Origin of the sequence: Pseudomonas sp. CP4 (genome assembly GCF_047758505.1) — a bacterium.
Lineage (GTDB): Bacteria > Pseudomonadota > Gammaproteobacteria > Pseudomonadales > Pseudomonadaceae > Aquipseudomonas > Aquipseudomonas fluorescens_AO.
In genome coordinates this window covers 692,578-711,004 of the sequence record NZ_CP180489.1, presented here as the reverse complement: position 1 = coordinate 711,004, position 18,427 = coordinate 692,578, and the positions used below count along the sequence as shown (strand labels likewise).

Below are 18,427 nucleotides of genomic sequence, written 5' to 3'. Positions count from 1 at the left end.
AGTGGGGAACTCCAGCAGCCGCGAAAGCCGTACGTAATCGAGCACTGATTCGACCTGATCAGGGTAGAGCTGTGAGAGCCAATGATCTTCACTGAGCAGAATGGCCGAACAATCGGATGCCAGGGACTTGGCCAATGTCGATTTGCCGGATGCAATCTTGCCTGCCATCAGGTGCAGTATTGGTTCGGGCATGAGAGACGTCTCCTTGTCGAGTTTTCATGATGTGCATTGAAAAGCGTCGAAGCAACTAGAGCTACCACTGGTAGCCTGGGGCCGAAAGCAAAAAATTCAGTCCCGGCATGGCCATCTCCATACGTCAGGCACGGAAACGTCGCCACTGACTGGGCGAAACCTTTTCCCATCGCCGGAACGCCCGATAGTAAGAGTTAACGTCGTCGTACCCTAAAAGAGACGCAACCTCTTTGAGCTCAAGACTGGTATCAGCCAGTAAGTGCAACCCCACTTGACGCCTTGCCTCGTTGAGCAGCGCATTGAAGGTCGTACCTTCGGACGCGAAGGGGCGGATTTGCACATCGGATTCAACCTGCACGGCATTTTCACCCAGGCAGGCTTGACCGTTGAAAGCGTGCGCGCTGAGTGCCTGGTACAGACGCCTGACGCGCCCTACAACCTTGGTGCCATTGTTCGTGCCTGCTTGCCGCGAATCATTGCGTTAAGGGTGGCCAGTGCAGAAGAGGTCGACATTGAAACGTTGCAGGCGCGTCTGGATCAGGAGCGTTCAGTCTCTTCAGGCGTCTATGTTGGGGATGTGATGTTTGGGAGTTGGGCGAGGAAAAATTGACTTCGGTGTTTTTTATCTGACACGAAGAGTGGCAGTCGGCGAGAGTAATTGGCACTTTGTAAAGGCGATGTCATAAAGCTAATCATGAAACTGGCGATAACCTGTCGGGCGACTCGGCCCCGAACGTTGTCCTCCCATTTATGAACGGATTCAAAATTGCGCAAGTTCTCGATTGCTCTATGCCTCAGCCTCTTGGCTTTTTTTCTTGTTACCTTCGTGATCGCACTATGGCGGATCCCTTATAGCCTTCCTGTCTTGATCGCCTCAGCCTATGAGGAGGGGCTGATTGTCAGCCGCAACCCTGGCAAAGCCGCAGACTGGTACTTAAGCGCTGCAGAAAAAGGCGACCCTGTGGCGCAGTACAAGCTCGGCATCATTCAATACTACGGTCGAGGCGTCGAAGTTGATCGACCAAAAGGTATGCAGTGGATAACGGAGTCGGCCAATCAGGGAAACGCGGACGCACAATATTACATGGGGGCTGCAAGCATCGCGGGTGGAGAGGTGGCCAGTGATTTTGTCCAAGGCGCGCAATGGTTCAGCAAGGCAGCAGAACAAGGTCATACCAAGGCTCAACGACAACTCGCTATCTTTTATGACAAAGGTTACGGCGTTGAGGCAAACGACCAACAGGCGTTCAAATGGGCTAGCAAGGCAGCCGATCATGGAGATGCCGAGGCTCTGACGCTATTAGGCACACTCTATCTTTCCGGTAAAGGAATTCCAGCCGACCCTCAACACGCCGTCAAATTGCTCACCCAAGCGGCCAATGCTGGCGATAGCTTTGCATTTGAATTATTGGGGGCGGTCACTTTACAAGGCACTGGTACTCCTAAAGACGTACCCGCCGCATTGCGTTGGTATACCCGTGCCGCCGATCAGGGCCGGGTCAACGCCCAGTACGTCCTCGGCTATCTCTATAGCAGTGGCGGGGATGTACCGGTGAACTATCCACTTGCCAATCACTGGCTGTTGCAGGCGGCAGTTCAAGGTCACGCTGTGGCGCAGATTACCCTCGCCGTTCATTTCGATAATGGGCAGGGCGTCAGCCGTAACAAGCTCAAGGCTTGTGGATTGTTGCGCGTGGCGCTCAAACAGACGTTGCCGAGCGATATTGCAGGCCCCATGCGTGAGCAACTTGAGAAAGAAGAGAAAACACTTACGCCGCAGCAACTGGCTGAGATATCGGCTCTGGAGAACCTCTATTCAAGCCCGGCGGGTCTCGGGGCACTACAAGGTGATCTGACACGCGAACAGTAAGCTGCGATGGTGTCCCGCCTGATATCGCATTTTCATTTACCATTCGCACGTCGCCTGTTCCGGCGGCGTTCAGCCCAACGGCTGCATTACCAAATTGAAATGGAAGGATTCCCGCGTCATGTCCAATACGTTGTTCCGCACACTGGCTTTGTCCAGTCTGTTCGTGCTCGCCAGCTGCACCACTGCAACGCCAACCGCACCGACACCTGTCACTTCCAAAGCCATTGAAGCTTTTATCGACATTTGTCTGAAGACCGCCCCGTCGTTCGCCGGCTCGGCTGAAGCAGCCAAGAGCAATGGCATCACCGACCTTGTGGACATGGGCTTTACACGCATCGGCTTCACCGCAGACAAAAATCTCTCCGTGCAACTATCCGAAAAGGAGTGCGTCGTCGCCACTGATAGTCAGTCGGATAACAGCCTGACCCGGCAATTGCTGAGTGCCGCGCAGACTTATTCGCAAACGCCGGTTGCTGATCGTGTGCCGTCGAAAGTGCGTATTCAGGACAACAACTTTATTCTCCAGCACGACCGCAAGGGCGGTGAGACGTATGTACTATTGAGGAACAGGTGATCAGCGCTTTTATCTGCGCATGAAAAAGCCCGCTTTGCGGGCTTTTTTTATGGGAATTTGCTGAGTGGTGCAGCCCCGCGCGATAGCGATTCAGTTCCGGAGGGGACATTTCGTTTTAATCGTAGGCGAACTGGTCAACCAGTCCCAGGCGAGGAACACGTGTGTGGGGCCGCAACAAAGCGCCAGGAGCAATCACGGCGTTTGCGCCAATCTTGCAGCCATCACCCACTAGCGCTCCAAACTTGCTGACGCCTGTTTCGATCACCTGATCTTCATGGCGGATCTTGATATCGGCCCCGTCCAGTTCGTTCCGGTAATTGGCGATGATCGCGCCGGCTTCAATATTGACCGCTTCGCCGATCAATGAGTCGCCGACGAAGTTGAAGTGGGCAAGCTTGCTGCCATCGAGCATAAAGGTACTTTTCAGCTCGCAGCTGGGGCCAACGATGCAGTTTTTGCCGAGGTATACACCTCCCCGTAGATAAGCCCCCGCCGCGACGAAGCAGCCTTCGCCGATGATGATTGCGCCTTTCAGCACAGCGCCTTGCTCAACGATGGCGGTTTCATGAATCGCACAATTATTGTGGCGCCGGTATCCCGGGCCGAGCGTTTCAAGCAATTTCAGAATCCGGCTCTCGCAATCCTGAACCACCGCCCAAGGGGCAGCGGAGTCCACGCCCAGTAATGGCCATTGAGCGATGTAATCTTCGATTTTTGGCGATTTCATAAGAGTCTTCCGAATAAATGGGGCGTGGGTGGACTGTCGACGACTTGAACGACTCGCTATGCCTGCCAGTCGTACTTGTACAAGCATTTTCAAGGTACGGCGCAATGGATAAGACAATCACCGTGGATCAACTGGCAACCACTGATCTTGGATCAATCAACGAGATCTGGCTCGGCGGAACTCATACCCAGTTATGTCTATGGCGTGCTGAACAAGTCTTCACCCACGAAATGCTCAGCGAGGGGACCCATGATCAGAATGTCCAGCGCCTTTGCTTGCAGTTGGTTGACCCTGACGATCGAGACGCGGTGGCCCGGGTTGAAGCGATCGCGCGCGAACGGCTGAAAGAAATGGGCAAGCAGGGCGAGTTTTATCCCGCCGAGGCGGCGGACACTCATCAATAACTGCTGTGCATATAGTGAAAAGCGCTGCTGCTAAAGCAGCGCTTCAAGCGGGCTCTTCAAGCCTGCGCACATCCCCCAGCGAATCACGCTGCATCGATTGCAAATTCTTTTCGATGGTTTCGCACAGCGCTTCCATTTGAATCTGGTGTTCGCTGTGGCGGAACGGGCTTTGCAGATCAGTGCCGATGCGCTCGATGGCCAGCAGCATGAACCCCACCACGGTCGACGCCAGCGGCGTGAACCAGCCGAGGGATTCCACCAGACCTATCGGGACGATCAGGCAGAACAGCGAAATAAACAGCCGCGGAAAATAAACATAAGGGTAGGGCAGCGGGGTGTTGGCGATCCGCTCCATGCCGCCCTGACTGTTGGACAGGTCCACCAGCGTCGACTCAAGCCGCGCCAGGCGAATACTGTCCAGATGCCCGGCCTTGTATTCGCGAGCGAGCAAAGTCGCCGAGCCGGTGAGAATATCGTTGGCAAAGTTGTTGGTCGTGCCGCTGCGCGCGAACTCATCGGCGGGGATAAACGCCCGCACCTCGTCGGGACACGGCTGACCTTGCAGGTGCGCGGCGAGGCAATTCACGTAGGCCACGTGGCGGCGCAACAGCGTGGATTTGACCGGATTCACCTCGCCGCCGGCATCGTCCAGCAGCGTCAGCACCTGCCGCGCAAAGCTACGCGAATTGTTGATCATCGACCCCCACAGCGTTCGCGCTTCCCACCAACGGTTGTAAGCGCTGCTGTTGCGAAAACTGATCAACACGATCAACGCCGAACCGAGCAAGGTCAGCGGCATCAGCGGCAGGTTCAGCTTGGCATTGAGAAACAGCATGAAATCGACGGTGACGGCGATGTCCCAGAGCAACAGCCAGAACAAAGACCAGCCCACGTAGCCGAGGGTCTTGATGATCAGACGGTATTTTTTGACGATGGCAGCTTTCAAACGGAAACCTCGTGGCGAGCTGTTTGCTTAAACGCTTAAGCTCGGACGATGGTTGGCACCGGCAGTTCCCTGGTGGAGCGGTCAGCCGTCAGTCGGTCTGCAAGGCCTGGCCATTGGAATGGTCAACGTTTGCGAGAAAAATCCCCGCCTCCCGATTCGACTGCGCTACGCGTGGGTTTGCCGCGCTGCCGACACGCTGGATCGTCGGTCCGCCCGTTCGCCGAGCCGCCATCCCAGCAGACCCCACAGCAGTGCACACAGCGCGCCGACCAGCGCCGCCATGCCTGCACCCTGGCTGAGGGCGTCCAGCGCGCTTTTCGCCCAGGCACTGATGGCGTCGCCGGCGCGGTAGACCACGGTGTCGATGAAGTTCTTTGCCTTGTACTTGCTTTCGGCATCGAGCGGAGCAAACAGCATCTCTCGGCCTGGGCGCACGAAGGCGTATTCACCGATGCGGCGCACGATCATCAGCGCGGCGATCAGGCCAAAGCCGGGGGCGAAGATCAGCCCGATAAAACCCGCGCACATGACCAGCGGCACCATGGCCAACAGCACGCCGACGCCGAGCCTTTGCGCGAGGCGTCCAGTGATGAACAGCTGACAGAGCAGGGCGCCCGCCTGCACGATAAAGTCGATGATGCCGAACACGCGCACCTGCGCCTCGCGGTCCGGGAAGTGTTCGGCGACGACGCGTGCCTGCTCGAAGTAAAGGAAGGTGGAGACTGTCGCCAGCAGCACCACAAAGCCGCAGATGCCGAGCAGATAGGGTGATTTCAAAACGGCCGTCATACCGCTGAACGGATTGCCGGGCAACGGCCTGCGAGGGCTTTCGCTCGGCGCGGCATCGGGGCGTCCTGCGCCACCCCGTTCACGCCAGCGCATCAGCTGGCGCTTGAACCACATCGCAGCGCCGAGCAGAACAGCGGCCAGCAGCATCAGGCCGGACTCACCCAGCGGACCGATCAGCAAGGCGCTCAGCGCAGGGCCACTCAGGCCGCCGACGCTGGCGCCCGCCGCGATGAAAGCGAACAGGCGTTTGGCCTGGGCACTGTCGAATACATCGGCCATCAGGCTCCAGGCGACCGATACGACAAACAGGTTGTAGACCGATATCCACACATAAAACACGCGCGCCAGCCAAGGGCTTTCCTCGCCCAGAAACAAGACGGCGAACAACAGCAGATTGGTGCAGAAGAATCCGTACACCCAGTCCACGAAATGCAGGCGCGGCACGCGTGCGCTGAGCCAGGCGAACAGCGGAACGGCCGCCAGCATGACCAGGAAGGTCGCGGTGAACAGCCACTGCAAGTTCTCGACGCCGGCAGTGATGCCCATCGATTCGCGGATCGGACGGAGCATGAAATAGCCGGCGAACAGGCAAACGAACAGCAGAAAGCCATTGAGCGCAGGGCGCAGCTCGTGAGCCTCGGCATTGATGATGGCGCCGGCGCGTCGGGCAAGAAGAGACGTATCCATGTTGCGCTCCTATGGGAGTGGCGGGGCAATGGCACGGGGCCTGCCCGTGCCGGGCGGTCAGCGGTAGGTGACGCCGGTCAGTCGCTCGGAGAGTTGCCACAGTGTGGCCGAATTCGAGCGATCGGCAGCGGCCGGCGGCATCTTGGCGAAGCCCAGCGGCCCGCGCTTTTCGTTATCACCGGTGGGGCCGTAGTAGGCGCCGCCAACCGCCTCAAGCGCCGTCGCCGCATACAGCGTCGGCAGCGCGCCCTGCGCTGCGGAATGATACAGGTCCCGCTCTACAGCCCATTGTTTGCCGAATTGACTGTCCAGGCCAGGCCCCCGGGCGATCAGCTCTGTCACGGCAACGCCGGGGTGAGCGGCGATGCTGCGTATCCCCCAACCGGCGGCATCGCTGCGCTGCTGCAGCTCAATACTCCACTTTAGAACCGCCAGTTTCGATTGGCTGTAGCTGGCAAAAGGGTCGTAACTGCGCTCAGCCTGCAGGTCATCGAAGTTCAGGCTTGCGCGTCCGGCGGCGATGCTCGACAGGCTTACCACCCGACCATCGTCGCTTTTGCGTAGCAGGGGCATCAGCAGGCCGGTCAGGGCGAAATGCCCCAGATAATTGGTCGCCAGTTGCATCTCGTAGCCATCGGCGGAAACGCCTCGAACAGGCGGCGACATGATCGCAGCGTTGTTAATCAGCACGTCGAGCCTCGGCAGGCGCCCTTGCAGACGGTTGGCGAGGTCGCGCACCGATTGCAGATTGGCAAGGTCCAGCGTTTCGAATTGCACGCGCGCCTCAGGCACGGCTTGCTTGATCTTCGTGATTGCTTCGCGGCCGCGCTCGGCGTTGCGTGCGGCGATGATCACCTCGGCACCGGCGCGCGTCAGGGCCAGCGCGTCTTCATAGCCCATGCCGCTGGTCCCTCCGGTCACCAGCACAATGCGGCCTTTCTGGCTGGGCATATCGTGGGTTGACCAGTCCGGCTTCGGCTCCGTTCGGGAAGTCGCCTGCGCAGCCAGTGTGCCGGCCATCGCGGAAATGGCGAACAGCACTCGGGTGGCCTTGAGAAGGCGTTGGGTCGCGGTATTGCTCGGCGTAGCGGGAGAATGGCTCATTGGGGAAATCTCATTCGCGGTACAGGTTCCCGGTTGGCGGGGCGAGTGAGCAGTATCGGTGTACGAATGCGCGAGGATAAGTCGGGCATTGGTGGATGGCCCGTACGGTATGGCGTACAGTCAGCCGCTTGCGGAGGAAGCGTCCATGCGTAAACCAAACCTTACCGATGTGTCGATATTTGCTGCGGTGGTCGAGGCGGGGGGATTTCGTGCTGCCGCGCAAAAGCGCGGTTTGTCCGCCTCGTCGCTGAGCGATTGCATGCGTCGGCTGGAAAGCGATCTGGGCGTGCGCCTGCTCAATCGAACCACGCGCAGCGTCACGCCGACGGCCGCCGGCGAGCGATTGCTCGAGCGCCTGCGCCCGGCCTTGCAAGAAATCGACGCCGCTTTCAACGATCTGGACGACGACGCTCAGCGCCCGGTCGGCACGCTGAAGCTCAATGTGCCAGTGCCGGTGGCACGTTTTCTGTTGCCCGACCTGCTGGCGCGTTTTCTGCGCCTTTATCCAGGGGTCAGTGTCGAAGTCGTGATGGACAACGCCTTTGTCGACGTCAACGCTGGCGGCTATGACGCCGGCGTGCGCTATGAAGAGAGCCTGGCCAAGGACATGATCGCCATGCCCATCGGCCCGCGTCGCCAGCGCTTCGTTGCCGCCGCCGCCCCGCGCTATCTGGCTGAACGTGGGACGCCCACTCACCCCGAAGAACTGCCGGGCCATGACCTGCTTGGCCATCGGTTCGAGAGTGGCAAAGTCGGCGTATTCGAGTTCCATCGAGACGGCCGTATCGTGCGTATCCCGCCTCAGGGGCAACTGCTGACATCGTCGCACGATCTGAAAATTCGCTCGGCCATCAACGGACTGGGCATCGTCTATACCTTCGAGGACTTTCTACGCGAGCCGCTTTCCGACGGTCGACTGGTGCCGATTCTCGACGACTGGTGGCAGTCCTTCGACGGCCCGTTTCTTTACTACCACGGCCGCCGCCACATGCCTTCGCCGCTCAGGGCGTTTGTGGGTTTTTTGCGGGGGGAAGGGCAGGTTGCGGAGAGTTCAGGTGTTTGAAGCGCTGTTTCGTGAGGTCAACGCATAGTCTGCCAGCAGGGCGTCGATGGCGACGGGCAGCAATCGGCCAATAGCGGACGCTCCTGCTAATAAATGACCGATACAACAAAACTTAGCTCTTCAAATAAAAAACTTACCGGCGCACATCAAACGGTTTCCACCCACCGTCGATATTGACGAGTGCGAAGTGCCATACCGAGCTGTTGCAGGATAAGCGCACGCAGCGGTGAAACGTTCGGATCGGGCTTTTTCGCGCGACTCAGCTTGCGCAACTGAAACTTCACTACCGCCATGCTTGCCAAGGATGCGATAGCTTTATTTTTCCAGGTAATCGGCGGCAATTGCGGAGCATTGTCTTTGCCCAGCAGCCAGTCCCTAGGCAAGTTGGGATCGATGGCTAACGCTGTTCCGATCCCAACCATGTGAATGCCGCTCTGCACGACGCTTTCCGCCACCGCGCGGCGACGTATACCACCGGTGACCATCACCGGCATTCTGGCAACTGTTTGGATATCACGGGCGAACTCGACGAAGTAGGCTTCGCGAGCCAGCGTGCGACCATCGCGCGCCTCACCCTGCATAGCGGGCGCTTCATAACTGCCTCCGGATAATTCCACCAAATCCACACCAAGGCCATTGAGCAGCTCAACGACTTTCTTCGCATCATCGGCGGTAAATCCTCCCCGCTGGAAATCGGCGGAGTTGAGCTTGACTGCCACTGCGAAATCCGCAGAAACCACAGCCCTGACCGCCTTGACGATTTCGAGTAACAGGCGCGCCCGATTTTCCAGGGAGCCGCCCCATTCGTCTGTCCTTTGGTTGGTCAACGGCGAAAGGAACTGACTCAACAAATAGCCATGCGCGGCGTGGACCTCCACGCCGGTGAACCCGGCTTGTTCGCCGAAGCGTGCTGTGTTCGCAAAGCGTTGGATAACTTCCTTAATCACGCTGGAGGTCATCGCGTGGGGCGTAGCGAAACGCTTGGACAGGTTGCCCAAATCCAGCGGCACGGCCGACGGTGCCCATGTTTTTTGCCCAAGACTGGACTGCATCTGCCGCCCTGGGTGATTGATCTGCAACCAGAACTGCGCACCGCCGGATCGACCAATACGCGCCCAACGCTTGAACTTGGCCAGTTGCTGATCGTCCTGCAAAACTACGCCACCCGGTCCGGTCATGGCGCGGCCGTCGACCATCACGTTGCCGGTGATGATCAGGCCTGCACCACCATCGGCCCACGCTTGGTAAAGACGCATCAGTTCTTCGGAGGGTGCCTGATCGGCGTCCGCCATGTTCTCTTCCATGGCGGCTTTGGCGATTCGGTTCTTGATGGACGAACCGTTTGGAAGCATCAGGGTGTCGAACACATTCATGGGGCAGTCCTCAATCGGATATGAGGCTACCTTAAGATTGAAGTCAACTTTAAGGTCAACATCTTTTTTCCGAATCAGTCGATGTTCATCGCGCCAGATCCTGGCAATTGCGTCACCAGATCAGCACCTAACAACAGTGCGGGCGTGTAAGCCCCGCCAGTCGGTCGCATTTGCAACAGGTAATCAACCACCGCCAATGCAGCGCTGATCGTCAGGCTGTATACGTTCGCAGTATGCAGGCGCGCGGTTTTGCATTCACCACGGGTGTTGCGAGCCTCGCCCCAAACATAAGTGCCTTGATCTGCGCGTTTTTCCTGATCCGGGCCGACCACCGCTTGTCCAATTCGTGCTTTGAGCAGTCGCTGCACGAACGACAAACCCAGCAACGGACGAATCCAATTAGCAAACCGGGCGCCGCGGATCATGCCTGCGGAGCCAGGGATGAAAACTTCGATGTTGGCAATGCCGGTGGTGTGCCAAGCAGTGGAAACGTCGCCCCATGGAATAGTCATTGCCAGCTTTTCTCCGTCACCAAAGTCGATGCGACGTACCCGGTAGGCCAGCGGCACCGAGGTGATTTTGCCGTCACGGCGAACCTTGCCACCCTGCGCCATACCCTCAATTGAAGTCTTGGCAGTACCGGGCGAAAGACTTGAGCGCGAATCAAAACCCAATGCCAGATGCGTGGCATCCGGCATCGCATTTTTCAATGCAGCGGCTACACAGTCCGTAGGGACCACATCGAAACCGACGCCCGGGCAAATGACCACGCCCGCCGCCCGCGCACGTTCATTCAGGGATTGAGCGTGCTCGAATACGGCAATCTCGCCGGTGATATCCAGATAATGTGCATTGGCACGTAAGCAAGCTTCCATCATCGGCGCGGCGGTCGCTGAGAACGGCCCTGCGCAATGCAGAACCAAGCCATGGCCTTTGATCTGAGCCAGTAAACGTACTTCGTCTTCGAGTCCAAACACCCGAGCTTCAAGACCCAACTCCCGAGCCAGCGCTTCAACTTTGTCTCGGCTACGTCCCGCCAGCACAGGTTTAAGCCCACGTCTTGCAGCATCACGAGCGATCAACTCGCCGGTGTAGCCGTTGGCGCCGTAAATCATCCATTTCATCTGCGTATCAAGGTTGTCTTGCTGACTCATGCATGGCTCCCGAGTGGATTAATGACGAGCGTTATTGCCTTGCTCATCCAGCATCAGACGCTAGCGTTAAAGTCAGGTTGAGGGTCAAGTTGAAGTGAGCAGCTCCCAGTGGAAATTATTTGCAGCGGCGGGGTTGACCTTAAAGCGAGGTTTAAGGTGAGCATGCGCCGACCTGCTTGATTGATGGAACCCGGATGATGCTCAAGACCTTTGTTTCTTATGCGTTGGTACTGATAGGTAGCGCTTTCATGACATTTGCAAATGCTGACACCGCCCCTTCCACAATGGCTGCCAGGAATCGCCAAATTCTGGTGATTCTGACCAACCACTCCAGCTATCCCTCACGAACCGATACGACGGGGTTGTGGCTGACTGAGCTGACGCATTTCACCGACGTAGTGGAGGCAGCTGGCTACAGCACAGTTTTTGCCAGTCCCAAAGGCGGTGCGGTGCCTCTAGATGAGCGCAGCCTCGGTTGGCTGTACATGGACAAGGCCGCCCGAGAGCATTTGCAGTCCCCTGCCTTTCGCGCTCGCCTGCAAAACACACTGCCGATCGCCGATGTCGATCCGTCCCAGTTCAGCGTCATCTACTTCACCGGGGGCCATGGGGTGATGTGGGACTTCCCCAATAATCCCGACCTGCGGCGTGTCGCCGAAACTATCTACAACCAGGGTGGAATCGTCTCGGCCGTCTGCCATGGCGTTGCGGGTCTGTTGGATCTGAAGGATGAACAAGGCCAGTTGATCATCAAAGGGAAGAACATCACCGGCTTCTCTGATCGCGAAGAGCTGTTCTCCGGCATGAAAAGCCAGGTGCCCTTCTTCCTTGAGGACAAGTTGGTGAGCCAAGGTGCGCGGTACCGCAAGGGCTGGCTGCCATTCACGTCATTCGCCATCACTGATGGAAGGCTTGTCACCGGCCAAAACCCTCAGTCGCCCAAAGCCGTAGCTGAAGCCGTGATGGCGGTGCTCTCAGGCGTCAACGTAGCTCGCTGAACCCTCAAGTAGTTCCCACCACCCGGAGAAAGACCGATTGAAACTCGCAAGCGCCGTATTAAAAGGATTGCTGTTCAGCTCAATTGCCAACCATGCGTTGGCGGGGACGCCTGAAATGCTCAGCCCGACTGAAACCAACACAATCGATATCGCAGGCCACACAGTGCCGGTCGTCAAGGGCGGCTTGTACGACCGTTATCGCTCGAATCCTCCTTTGTCGGTGATTGCAGCAGAACTGCCGGGTGTTGATTTGAGCTGGTTCAAAGGACTGGAAAAGCACAAGGTAGACATTGGCTTCGAGTCATACTCTCCGAACTTTTATTACCAGAACAGTCGGGTAACGGCTGTCTACACGGTCGACTTGGACGCACTTCGGGCATTGATGCCGCCGGAAGTATTGGCAACCGTACACCCCCTGCAAATCTGGCCGGGTCGCGGCTTGATTGCGTTTACCGCGTACACCTATGAGCATTGTGATAACGACGCCTATAACGAAGTGGCCGTGTCGATCATTACCAACAAGCCAGGCAAAGCCAATCTGGGTCCGTTCACACTGATTGGCCAGTCGATGTCTGGCGACTTCTGGGGGTATGTGCTCAAGCTGCCGGTCAATACCGAGCTTGCACGGGTGCGCGGTGTCGTCGGTTACAACCTGCCTAAATGGCTGACCGGTATTGACCGCAAAGAAGATGCTCAATCTGTGGTCTATGACATCACCGACAGCCAGACCGGAAAAGTCGACGTGTCCTTCAAAGCGAAGAAACTCGACAACCTCTCTCGCGATGTCGATGTCGTCACCAGCAGCTTCACCAATCTCGATCATCAGGGCCAACTGGCATACGGGTATGCGGTTTCCCGCCAACTCAGTCACGGCTCCAGCCGCGACGCTGATTCGGCCACCCTCACGCTGGGCAACGGCAGTTTGTCGAATTACCTCCGTGCCCTAAAGCTGGGGAAAATGATGAAGTACGAATACGTGCCAGAGTTCCAGAGTGCGCTTTATGCGCCCAAGCCACTCGCCAGCCTGATTGGCGAGCGCTGAGACGTTCTGCGCCTGTCAGGCCCCTGAAGCCTGGCGGGTTTTTTTCTTCTTGGAAGATGTGACCTTACGCCCGGCCGAAGCTTTGCCAACTCCGTCTTCCCGCAGGCGATTTATCAGCATTTGCGCGTTGTCCCCACACTCCATGCCCTCGGGTTTACCTTCGATACCCTTAATGACGAGCATAAGTTGCGCCTTGTTCTGCGCTAGTCGTTCCTGCAAAACACTGATTTCCGCGACCTTTTGCTTGAGTCCAGTGAGCAACTCGTCATGCCGCCAGGCACCGGCGTTCATCGGCATCAGTTGCCGAATTTCCTCCAACGAAAAACCTGCCGCCTGTGCGCCGGTGATGATGTCCAAAACCCACTCAGTATCTGGCGCGTAGTCCCGGTAGCCATTCGCTTTGCGCTCGACGGAGCTGATCAAGCCACTGGCCTCATAGAATCGGATCCGTGACGGCGCCAGTCCGCTGATTTTCGCCAGTTCGCCTATTCTCATACCTCACCCTGAAAAACCTATTGACCTTAAAGTTGACTTTAAACCTAAAGTCATTGGGCGACCAAGCACAACATGGTTTGGTCGGAATGGAATTCCTGGGTAGCCGGAAATAATCCAGCACACCTCTGAACTGCCAAATGGACGGCTGCACTCTGTTCATTCGAGGCCATGATCGGAACACGATCCGATGAAGGCCTTCACTTCATTCAGGAGATACGAACATGGGGTACGTCACTACGCGGGATGGTGTCGAAATCTATTACAAAGACTGGGGGCCACGCGATGCCCAAGTCATCTTTTTCCACCACGGATGGCCACTGAGCGCGGATGATTGGGACGCGCAAATGCTCTTTTTCCTGGGTGCCGGTTACCGGGTGGTAGCACACGATCGGCGCGGTCACGGGCGATCCAGCCAGGTCTGGGATGGACACGACATGGACCACTATGCCGACGACGTCGCGGCCGTAGTTGATCACCTGGGTGTACAAGGCGCAGTTCACGTCGGGCACTCCACCGGCGGAGGCGAAGTCGTTCACTATATCGCTCGCCATGGCGAACACCGAGTATCAAAAGCAGCCATTATCAGTGCCGTGCCACCGTTGATGGTTCAGACGCCGACCAATCCTGGCGGCTTGCCGAAATCGGTGTTCGACGACTTGCAGGCCCAACTGAAAGCCAACCGGGCACAGTTTTACCACGACGTTCCTGCAGGGCCTTTCTACGGCTATAACCGCCCGGGTGCAAAGACCTCCGAGGGCATTGTCTTGAACTGGTGGCGACAAGGCATGATGGGATGTGCGCAGGCACACTATGATGGGATAGTGGCGTTTTCTCAGACCGACTTCACCGAAGACTTGAAGAGCATCACGATCCCCGTCCTGGTAATGCATGGTGATGATGACCAGATCGTGCCTTATGAAAATGCAGGGGTTTTGTCGGCCAAACTTCTGCAAAACAGTACGTTGAAAATCTACCCGGGCTTCCCTCATGGAATGCCGACAACCAACGCCGAGACGATTAACGCGGATCTGCTGGCGTTCGTGCGGAGCTAAAAAATGGGGCGGGTTAATCCCGCCCTTTTTCCCCTCGCGACTCCCAACTCGGATTTTGAATTTCGCAACATGCATAAGAAATGCGTTAACTGACTGTCCGCTTTTGGCCGGAAGCGGCCGGCCAAGAGCGGCAGTTTCCGGCAAGAAACAACCATGTAGAATCGTTCATTCGCAGCCATGTCATGTTCAGAAATCGAAAACAACCTGCGGAAAAAAAATGGATTTGGTTCAGATCGCACCTGCGGCATACGACATAACGGACGACTACTGGCATCTTCTCAAAGCGGAGGACGGCACTGTTTATATTCTCGTCGAATGTGAAGCGTCTTTCGTAAGTTACGAATGTCTGATCAAGCTGAACGCCGAGGAGTTGCGTGACTACCACGGCCTGGGCTGGTTATCCTTTCTTAGCCAATTCAGCCAGAGCGTTCCAGGGACTTCGGATCGAATGACACATTCGCCATACTTTGAGCATCAGGTATTGGCTGCCATTCAGCAGTGATGGAGTCGATTTCGCGCAGAGTCCATTGCTGGGGGCCGGACCAGGACAGTTCTATGTAGGGGCCTTCAAGTATTTCGTTCGCTATTAACATCTCGACTTCGTCGGCAGGTCCCGGGAGCATGCCTCCGACAGCAATGGGCACGCGCTGACGCAAAAGGATGTTGAGCATGCACAACAGCTCGGCATGTGATGTGTAATGCACTCTGTGCTCCCCGACTTCCGTGTAGGCAAACACCAGATTGCCCGATACTGAGTCTACGGAGCTGATCAAAGTGAGATGCGCCGGTGGCCGGCCTGACCCCTTTGAATAACGTAGTTTGATAACCGCGCCCCTCTATATATTTCCCTTTATGAAATCGGAGAGCTTCGCGGCTTCATTGCGTAATTCGTCGAATCTTTCGTTTAGCTCAACATGGCCCGGCTTCCAGCAAAGAACGCCATTGTCATGGCTTTGACCAAGAATGAGATCATTGAATGAGCCCATTCCGCCATAGGCTGACTGTAGGTACTCAATTCCGGAGTAATCAGACTCCATTAAGCGTGCTCTTGCCTTACGCATCCACAGGCTCCAGTGAGTATCTCCATCGATCTCAAGCATTGCTGCAAGCTGATCAAGAACGCAGATCAGTTCTTCGGTTTTCGGTCCCATTTCTTAACATCCTTCAAGTGAAACACGGTATGGGAAGTAAGTCCCGCTGCCGATATTTCTTGTCAGTCTCGCTGCATAAGCTACTGTTTCGCCATCAGGTTGTCCAAGGGCCGCTTTTGGCCGAAAGCCGACATTCGCTGACATGTCCACCTACGTGATATCTGGCAGCTTCCTACAGGCAGATCCTTCAGCCGATCCTGGCAGGCTTGTCTATTCAACATCGCCAGCTTCAAGCGGAATTCGCCTGATAACGTCGTCGTAAGGCACCAGGTCGAGAAAGGCAATGACTTCAACTGCCTGCAAATTTCGCATGCGCATGATCCATACGTAGCTGTTGCGATAAGGCGCGCCATCGGCCGCGGTGGCGGTGCCGTCCCAGTGCACGACGACGTCATCGCCTTCAGCCCAGATATCCGTCACCGTCGGGCGAACGGGCGAGGCAAGCCGTTTTGCGAAAGGTTGGACTGCGCGTTTCAGGAAGTCATCTCGGCCGCGATAAGTACCCGCCGAAGGGCTCGTCCCCTTGATTGTCCAGATCACATCGGGAGCCAGCACATCTGCGAAGAACGTCCGGCCGCCCTGAGACCACTGGTTGAACGCTTGCGCTATGAATTGGCGATTGCGTTCCGTAGTCGGTTCGCTGGCCACGGCGGGCGCCGGTCCTGCGATGAGTGTGGTGAGAACTAGTGCGAGCGCTGTAGAGAGGCGTTGAACAAGCGTCATTTCCTGTGCTCCTTAATCTGTTCGATGAGCCCCGTCGAGTTGGATGGGCCGTTGTTGTTATCTGTAAGCCGCTAGTTGCGTTCCCCGACGCCGTTGTTCTATATGGGGTATTGGCAAAGAATCGTTGGCGCGGGACATGGATAGGCCGCAAGTACCTCGGGCCTCATCTGAAGTGTGACTTACGAGCGGAGGAGGACTGTTGCACGATCCTCCTGACTTCTTGCTTGATCATCCGATACCAAATGTTTAACCGCCGCATCGCCACGTTATGGAGTTGTGTTTGAATTCCCTTTCAAACCTTGTCGATATCGTTGGTCCTCACGCCCGGAATGGCGGCATTCACATTCCGGGTGTAAGGCTGATTCGTTTGGCTACGGCCACGATACCTATGCCGGTGGTGTGCGACTCGCTTGGCTGTCATGCCCTGATAGCTATACTCGCTGATAACTCGCCGACCCCTTGGCTCCTCGAGGCTGAAGGCACTTCAAATCAAAGGAAGTCTTCGTAGTTGCGCGATTGATAGGTCAGGCTTTTCAACAACTTGGGATCAAATGACAGTTGAAAAAGGCTCTGCGGCAAGAGCTGGGGGGATTCGATCACGCTTGCCAAGATCCGCCCTGAGTTCGCATCGCGCCAGGTTGCGATAAGCCGACGCCCTCCGGGAACGGCTTCAACCCTCAGCCACACCTTGCCGCGCGCGTCGCTGGCGCCGACCGCACCCTGCTGGGTCAGCAGGCGGTCTTTGCCTCGGAGCGAGAGCTGCAGTGTCGCCAGTTCGTAGCCTTGATCCTCAACCTGGAAGAACGAAACTACCGTGGACAGCCAGTCAGGTGAAAGTGGCCGATGTCGAACTATCGCACCAATCACGAGTGGGTCATTCAGCCAGCGGCCAGCTTCGGCCAGCGTTGCGTAGCCTCCATCCAACTCAAGCGCTAAGCGTCTGCCGCCAAACAGATCTGTCAAACGAATGCCTGCCCCCAACAGCACGCTATCACCGATCAGGGTGCTGATATCGTCTAATGGCAGCTCCCCGGTACTCGGCAAGATTTCACCCAGGCTTCCTACGAGTCCCAGAAGATCGGACTGCCAGAACTCGGGCTTGGTCTTGCGCAGGAACTGCGCATATTCATTCACCGCCGCATAGGACCCTGTCTTCTGCGCAATATAGAGCGCCAGCTTGGAGCGATAATACCGGTCCACCGTCCCCACATTGGCTTCGGCGAACGTCAAGGCTTTGGGGTCGTCGAACAGTTTGAGGTTATCGAATGCCAGCATCTTCATCGACCAGTCGTAATCGGCGTCAGCGATGATATTGCGCGAAAACGGCAGGAAAGCGCGGTCGCCCTTGAGCCGCTCCAGCAACAGTCCCTGCTTCCGCTGCCCCAAGGATGAGTCGTTAACCAATTGTGTAAGAATTTTGCCGGTCGGGTCCTCTGTCCAGGATGGTGCGAATAGGCCGCGACTACGCGTAAGGATGGTCAAGGCGTCGGAGAACTGTCCGACATCCGATGAAGGATCCTGAAGGATGGCGAGCAGACGCTGCCGCTCAGCTTCTGTCAGCGAAAATGGACCACCACGCCCATCCAGACGCTCACGAGCGAAACGCACCGTGTAGGCGTCCAGCAGCGCTTGGGTGCGCATTGCATCAAGAGCCCTGCTTTCATCGCTATTACCGTCCTCGAAGCGTAACCACCGATCAACTTTATTCGTGAAGGTGTTAGTCAGGCTATCAGTAAGGTTCTTGTAGCCGAAGAATGCTCCCACGGCCAATAGCAGGGTGATGAAGGTTCCGACCGCGAGAATCCACTGCTTGATGTGCTGAAGAATCGACAACGTCTTCTCAATGGCCCGCTCGGAGACCTTCGCTTCGGCATTGCCGATCTGGCTTTGGACTTCGTAGAGCAGACGAGCGCTCGACGTCTTGAGCTCTTCCAGTTCCAGGTGGAGGGCTCGGTTTTGCTCAAGCGCCTCGGCACGCAGTTGCGCCGCCGCCTTATCCAGATGCAGGGAAATGAGGTCATTGGTATCAGACAACAGTTTTCTTCCTTCTATGTTCAGACATATTCACCGCTCCATTGGTCTA

General features: G+C 56.9%; 20 protein-coding genes and 1 pseudogene. 9 read left to right on the top strand and 12 right to left on the bottom strand.

All coding sequences use genetic code 11. The features are described 5' to 3' along the window. Nucleotides 1–21 precede the first annotated feature (21 nt). Both ACMYUN_RS02910 and ACMYUN_RS02905 read right to left on the bottom strand, forming a co-directional pair. Nucleotides 22–192, bottom strand: a pseudogene (locus tag ACMYUN_RS02910) (AAA family ATPase); the annotation flags it as partial. Between the two features lie 124 nt (nt 193–316). Continuing rightward, nucleotides 317–463: a helix-turn-helix domain-containing protein gene (locus ACMYUN_RS02905; protein WP_415763948.1), complete on the bottom strand. Its 147-nt coding sequence runs from the start codon at nt 461–463 to the stop codon at nt 317–319. Between ACMYUN_RS02905 and ACMYUN_RS02900 the strand changes: the two genes are divergently transcribed. The 3 genes from ACMYUN_RS02900 to ACMYUN_RS02890 all read left to right on the top strand — a co-directional run bounded on the left by ACMYUN_RS02900 (nt 464) and on the right by ACMYUN_RS02890 (nt 2,636). Beyond that, complete coding sequence (locus tag ACMYUN_RS02900; RefSeq protein ID WP_415764023.1) at nt 464–802, top strand: hypothetical protein; 339 nt, start codon at nt 464–466, stop codon at nt 800–802. A 156-nt stretch (nt 803–958) separates the two neighbouring features. Further along, the gene (locus ACMYUN_RS02895) at nt 959–2,062 is read left to right on the top strand and encodes a tetratricopeptide repeat protein (RefSeq protein ID WP_415762781.1); all 1,104 of its coding nucleotides are present in this window, start codon (nt 959–961) and stop codon (nt 2,060–2,062) included. A gap of 118 nt (nt 2,063–2,180) precedes the next feature. After that, nucleotides 2,181–2,636 (top strand): hypothetical protein, encoded by a 456-nt coding sequence (locus tag ACMYUN_RS02890; RefSeq protein ID WP_415762779.1) that lies wholly within the window; start codon nt 2,181–2,183, stop codon nt 2,634–2,636. 115 nt (nt 2,637–2,751) lie between these two features. Here the strand turns inward: ACMYUN_RS02890 and ACMYUN_RS02885 are convergent, their stop codons facing one another. Then, nucleotides 2,752–3,363, bottom strand: coding sequence for a DapH/DapD/GlmU-related protein (locus ACMYUN_RS02885; RefSeq protein WP_415762777.1), 612 nt, complete (start codon nt 3,361–3,363; stop codon nt 2,752–2,754). Nucleotides 3,364–3,467: 104 nt separating this feature from the next. On the opposite strand from ACMYUN_RS02885, the gene ACMYUN_RS02880 reads away from it, so the two are divergent. Next, a complete protein-coding gene (locus tag ACMYUN_RS02880) occupies nt 3,468–3,767 on the top strand; it encodes a hypothetical protein (RefSeq protein ID WP_415762775.1) in 300 nt (99 codons plus the stop codon). A 43-nt stretch (nt 3,768–3,810) separates the two neighbouring features. Here ACMYUN_RS02880 and ACMYUN_RS02875 read toward each other — a convergent pair whose 3' ends face one another. The 3 genes from ACMYUN_RS02875 to ACMYUN_RS02865 form a co-directional block, all read right to left on the bottom strand. Then, nucleotides 3,811–4,713, bottom strand: coding sequence for a bestrophin family protein (locus tag ACMYUN_RS02875; RefSeq protein ID WP_039758860.1), 903 nt, complete (start codon nt 4,711–4,713; stop codon nt 3,811–3,813). Nucleotides 4,714–4,878: 165 nt separating this feature from the next. Further along, a complete protein-coding gene (locus ACMYUN_RS02870; RefSeq protein ID WP_415762773.1) occupies nt 4,879–6,189 on the bottom strand; it encodes an NTP/NDP exchange transporter in 1,311 nt (436 codons plus the stop codon). A gap of 57 nt (nt 6,190–6,246) precedes the next feature. Further along, nucleotides 6,247–7,293 carry an SDR family oxidoreductase gene (locus ACMYUN_RS02865; protein ID WP_415762771.1) on the bottom strand — a complete coding sequence of 349 codons (1,047 nt, stop codon included), beginning with the start codon at nt 7,291–7,293 and terminating at the stop codon, nt 6,247–6,249. Between the two features lie 145 nt (nt 7,294–7,438). Here ACMYUN_RS02865 and ACMYUN_RS02860 point away from each other — a divergent pair, with 145 nt between their 5' ends. Then, nucleotides 7,439–8,356, top strand: a complete 918-nt coding sequence (locus tag ACMYUN_RS02860) for a LysR family transcriptional regulator (RefSeq protein WP_415762769.1) — start codon at nt 7,439–7,441, stop codon at nt 8,354–8,356. A 146-nt stretch (nt 8,357–8,502) separates the two neighbouring features. Here ACMYUN_RS02860 and ACMYUN_RS02855 read toward each other — a convergent pair whose 3' ends face one another. Both ACMYUN_RS02855 and ACMYUN_RS02850 read right to left on the bottom strand, forming a co-directional pair. Continuing rightward, on the bottom strand, nt 8,503–9,729 hold the full coding sequence (locus ACMYUN_RS02855; RefSeq protein ID WP_415762767.1) for an NADH:flavin oxidoreductase/NADH oxidase family protein: 1,227 nt from the start codon (nt 9,727–9,729) through the stop codon (nt 8,503–8,505). Between the two features lie 74 nt (nt 9,730–9,803). After that, nucleotides 9,804–10,883, bottom strand: coding sequence for a saccharopine dehydrogenase family protein (locus tag ACMYUN_RS02850; protein WP_415762765.1), 1,080 nt, complete (start codon nt 10,881–10,883; stop codon nt 9,804–9,806). Between the two features lie 194 nt (nt 10,884–11,077). On the opposite strand from ACMYUN_RS02850, the gene ACMYUN_RS02845 reads away from it, so the two are divergent. Then, nucleotides 11,078–11,881 (top strand): type 1 glutamine amidotransferase domain-containing protein, encoded by an 804-nt coding sequence (locus ACMYUN_RS02845; protein ID WP_415762763.1) that lies wholly within the window; start codon nt 11,078–11,080, stop codon nt 11,879–11,881. A gap of 115 nt (nt 11,882–11,996) precedes the next feature. Continuing rightward, nucleotides 11,997–12,923 (top strand): acetoacetate decarboxylase (ADC), encoded by a 927-nt coding sequence (locus tag ACMYUN_RS02840; protein ID WP_415763947.1) that lies wholly within the window; start codon nt 11,997–11,999, stop codon nt 12,921–12,923. A 15-nt stretch (nt 12,924–12,938) separates the two neighbouring features. Here the strand turns inward: ACMYUN_RS02840 and ACMYUN_RS02835 are convergent, their stop codons facing one another. Then, nucleotides 12,939–13,418, bottom strand: coding sequence for a MerR family transcriptional regulator (locus ACMYUN_RS02835; protein WP_415762762.1), 480 nt, complete (start codon nt 13,416–13,418; stop codon nt 12,939–12,941). Between the two features lie 221 nt (nt 13,419–13,639). Between ACMYUN_RS02835 and ACMYUN_RS02830 the strand changes: the two genes are divergently transcribed. Beyond that, nucleotides 13,640–14,470: an alpha/beta fold hydrolase gene (locus ACMYUN_RS02830; RefSeq protein WP_415762760.1), complete on the top strand. Its 831-nt coding sequence runs from the start codon at nt 13,640–13,642 to the stop codon at nt 14,468–14,470. A gap of 217 nt (nt 14,471–14,687) precedes the next feature. Next, complete coding sequence (locus ACMYUN_RS02825) at nt 14,688–14,972, top strand: hypothetical protein (protein ID WP_415762758.1); 285 nt, start codon at nt 14,688–14,690, stop codon at nt 14,970–14,972. A 334-nt stretch (nt 14,973–15,306) separates the two neighbouring features. Here the strand turns inward: ACMYUN_RS02825 and ACMYUN_RS02820 are convergent, their stop codons facing one another. The 3 genes from ACMYUN_RS02820 to ACMYUN_RS02810 all read right to left on the bottom strand — a co-directional run bounded on the left by ACMYUN_RS02820 (nt 15,307) and on the right by ACMYUN_RS02810 (nt 18,378). Next, nucleotides 15,307–15,621, bottom strand: coding sequence for a DUF6966 domain-containing protein (locus tag ACMYUN_RS02820; RefSeq protein WP_415762757.1), 315 nt, complete (start codon nt 15,619–15,621; stop codon nt 15,307–15,309). A 210-nt stretch (nt 15,622–15,831) separates the two neighbouring features. Continuing rightward, nucleotides 15,832–16,344: a nuclear transport factor 2 family protein gene (locus ACMYUN_RS02815; RefSeq protein WP_415762756.1), complete on the bottom strand. Its 513-nt coding sequence runs from the start codon at nt 16,342–16,344 to the stop codon at nt 15,832–15,834. A 489-nt stretch (nt 16,345–16,833) separates the two neighbouring features. Then, a complete protein-coding gene (locus tag ACMYUN_RS02810) occupies nt 16,834–18,378 on the bottom strand; it encodes a hypothetical protein (RefSeq protein WP_415762755.1) in 1,545 nt (514 codons plus the stop codon). Nucleotides 18,379–18,427 lie beyond the last annotated feature (49 nt).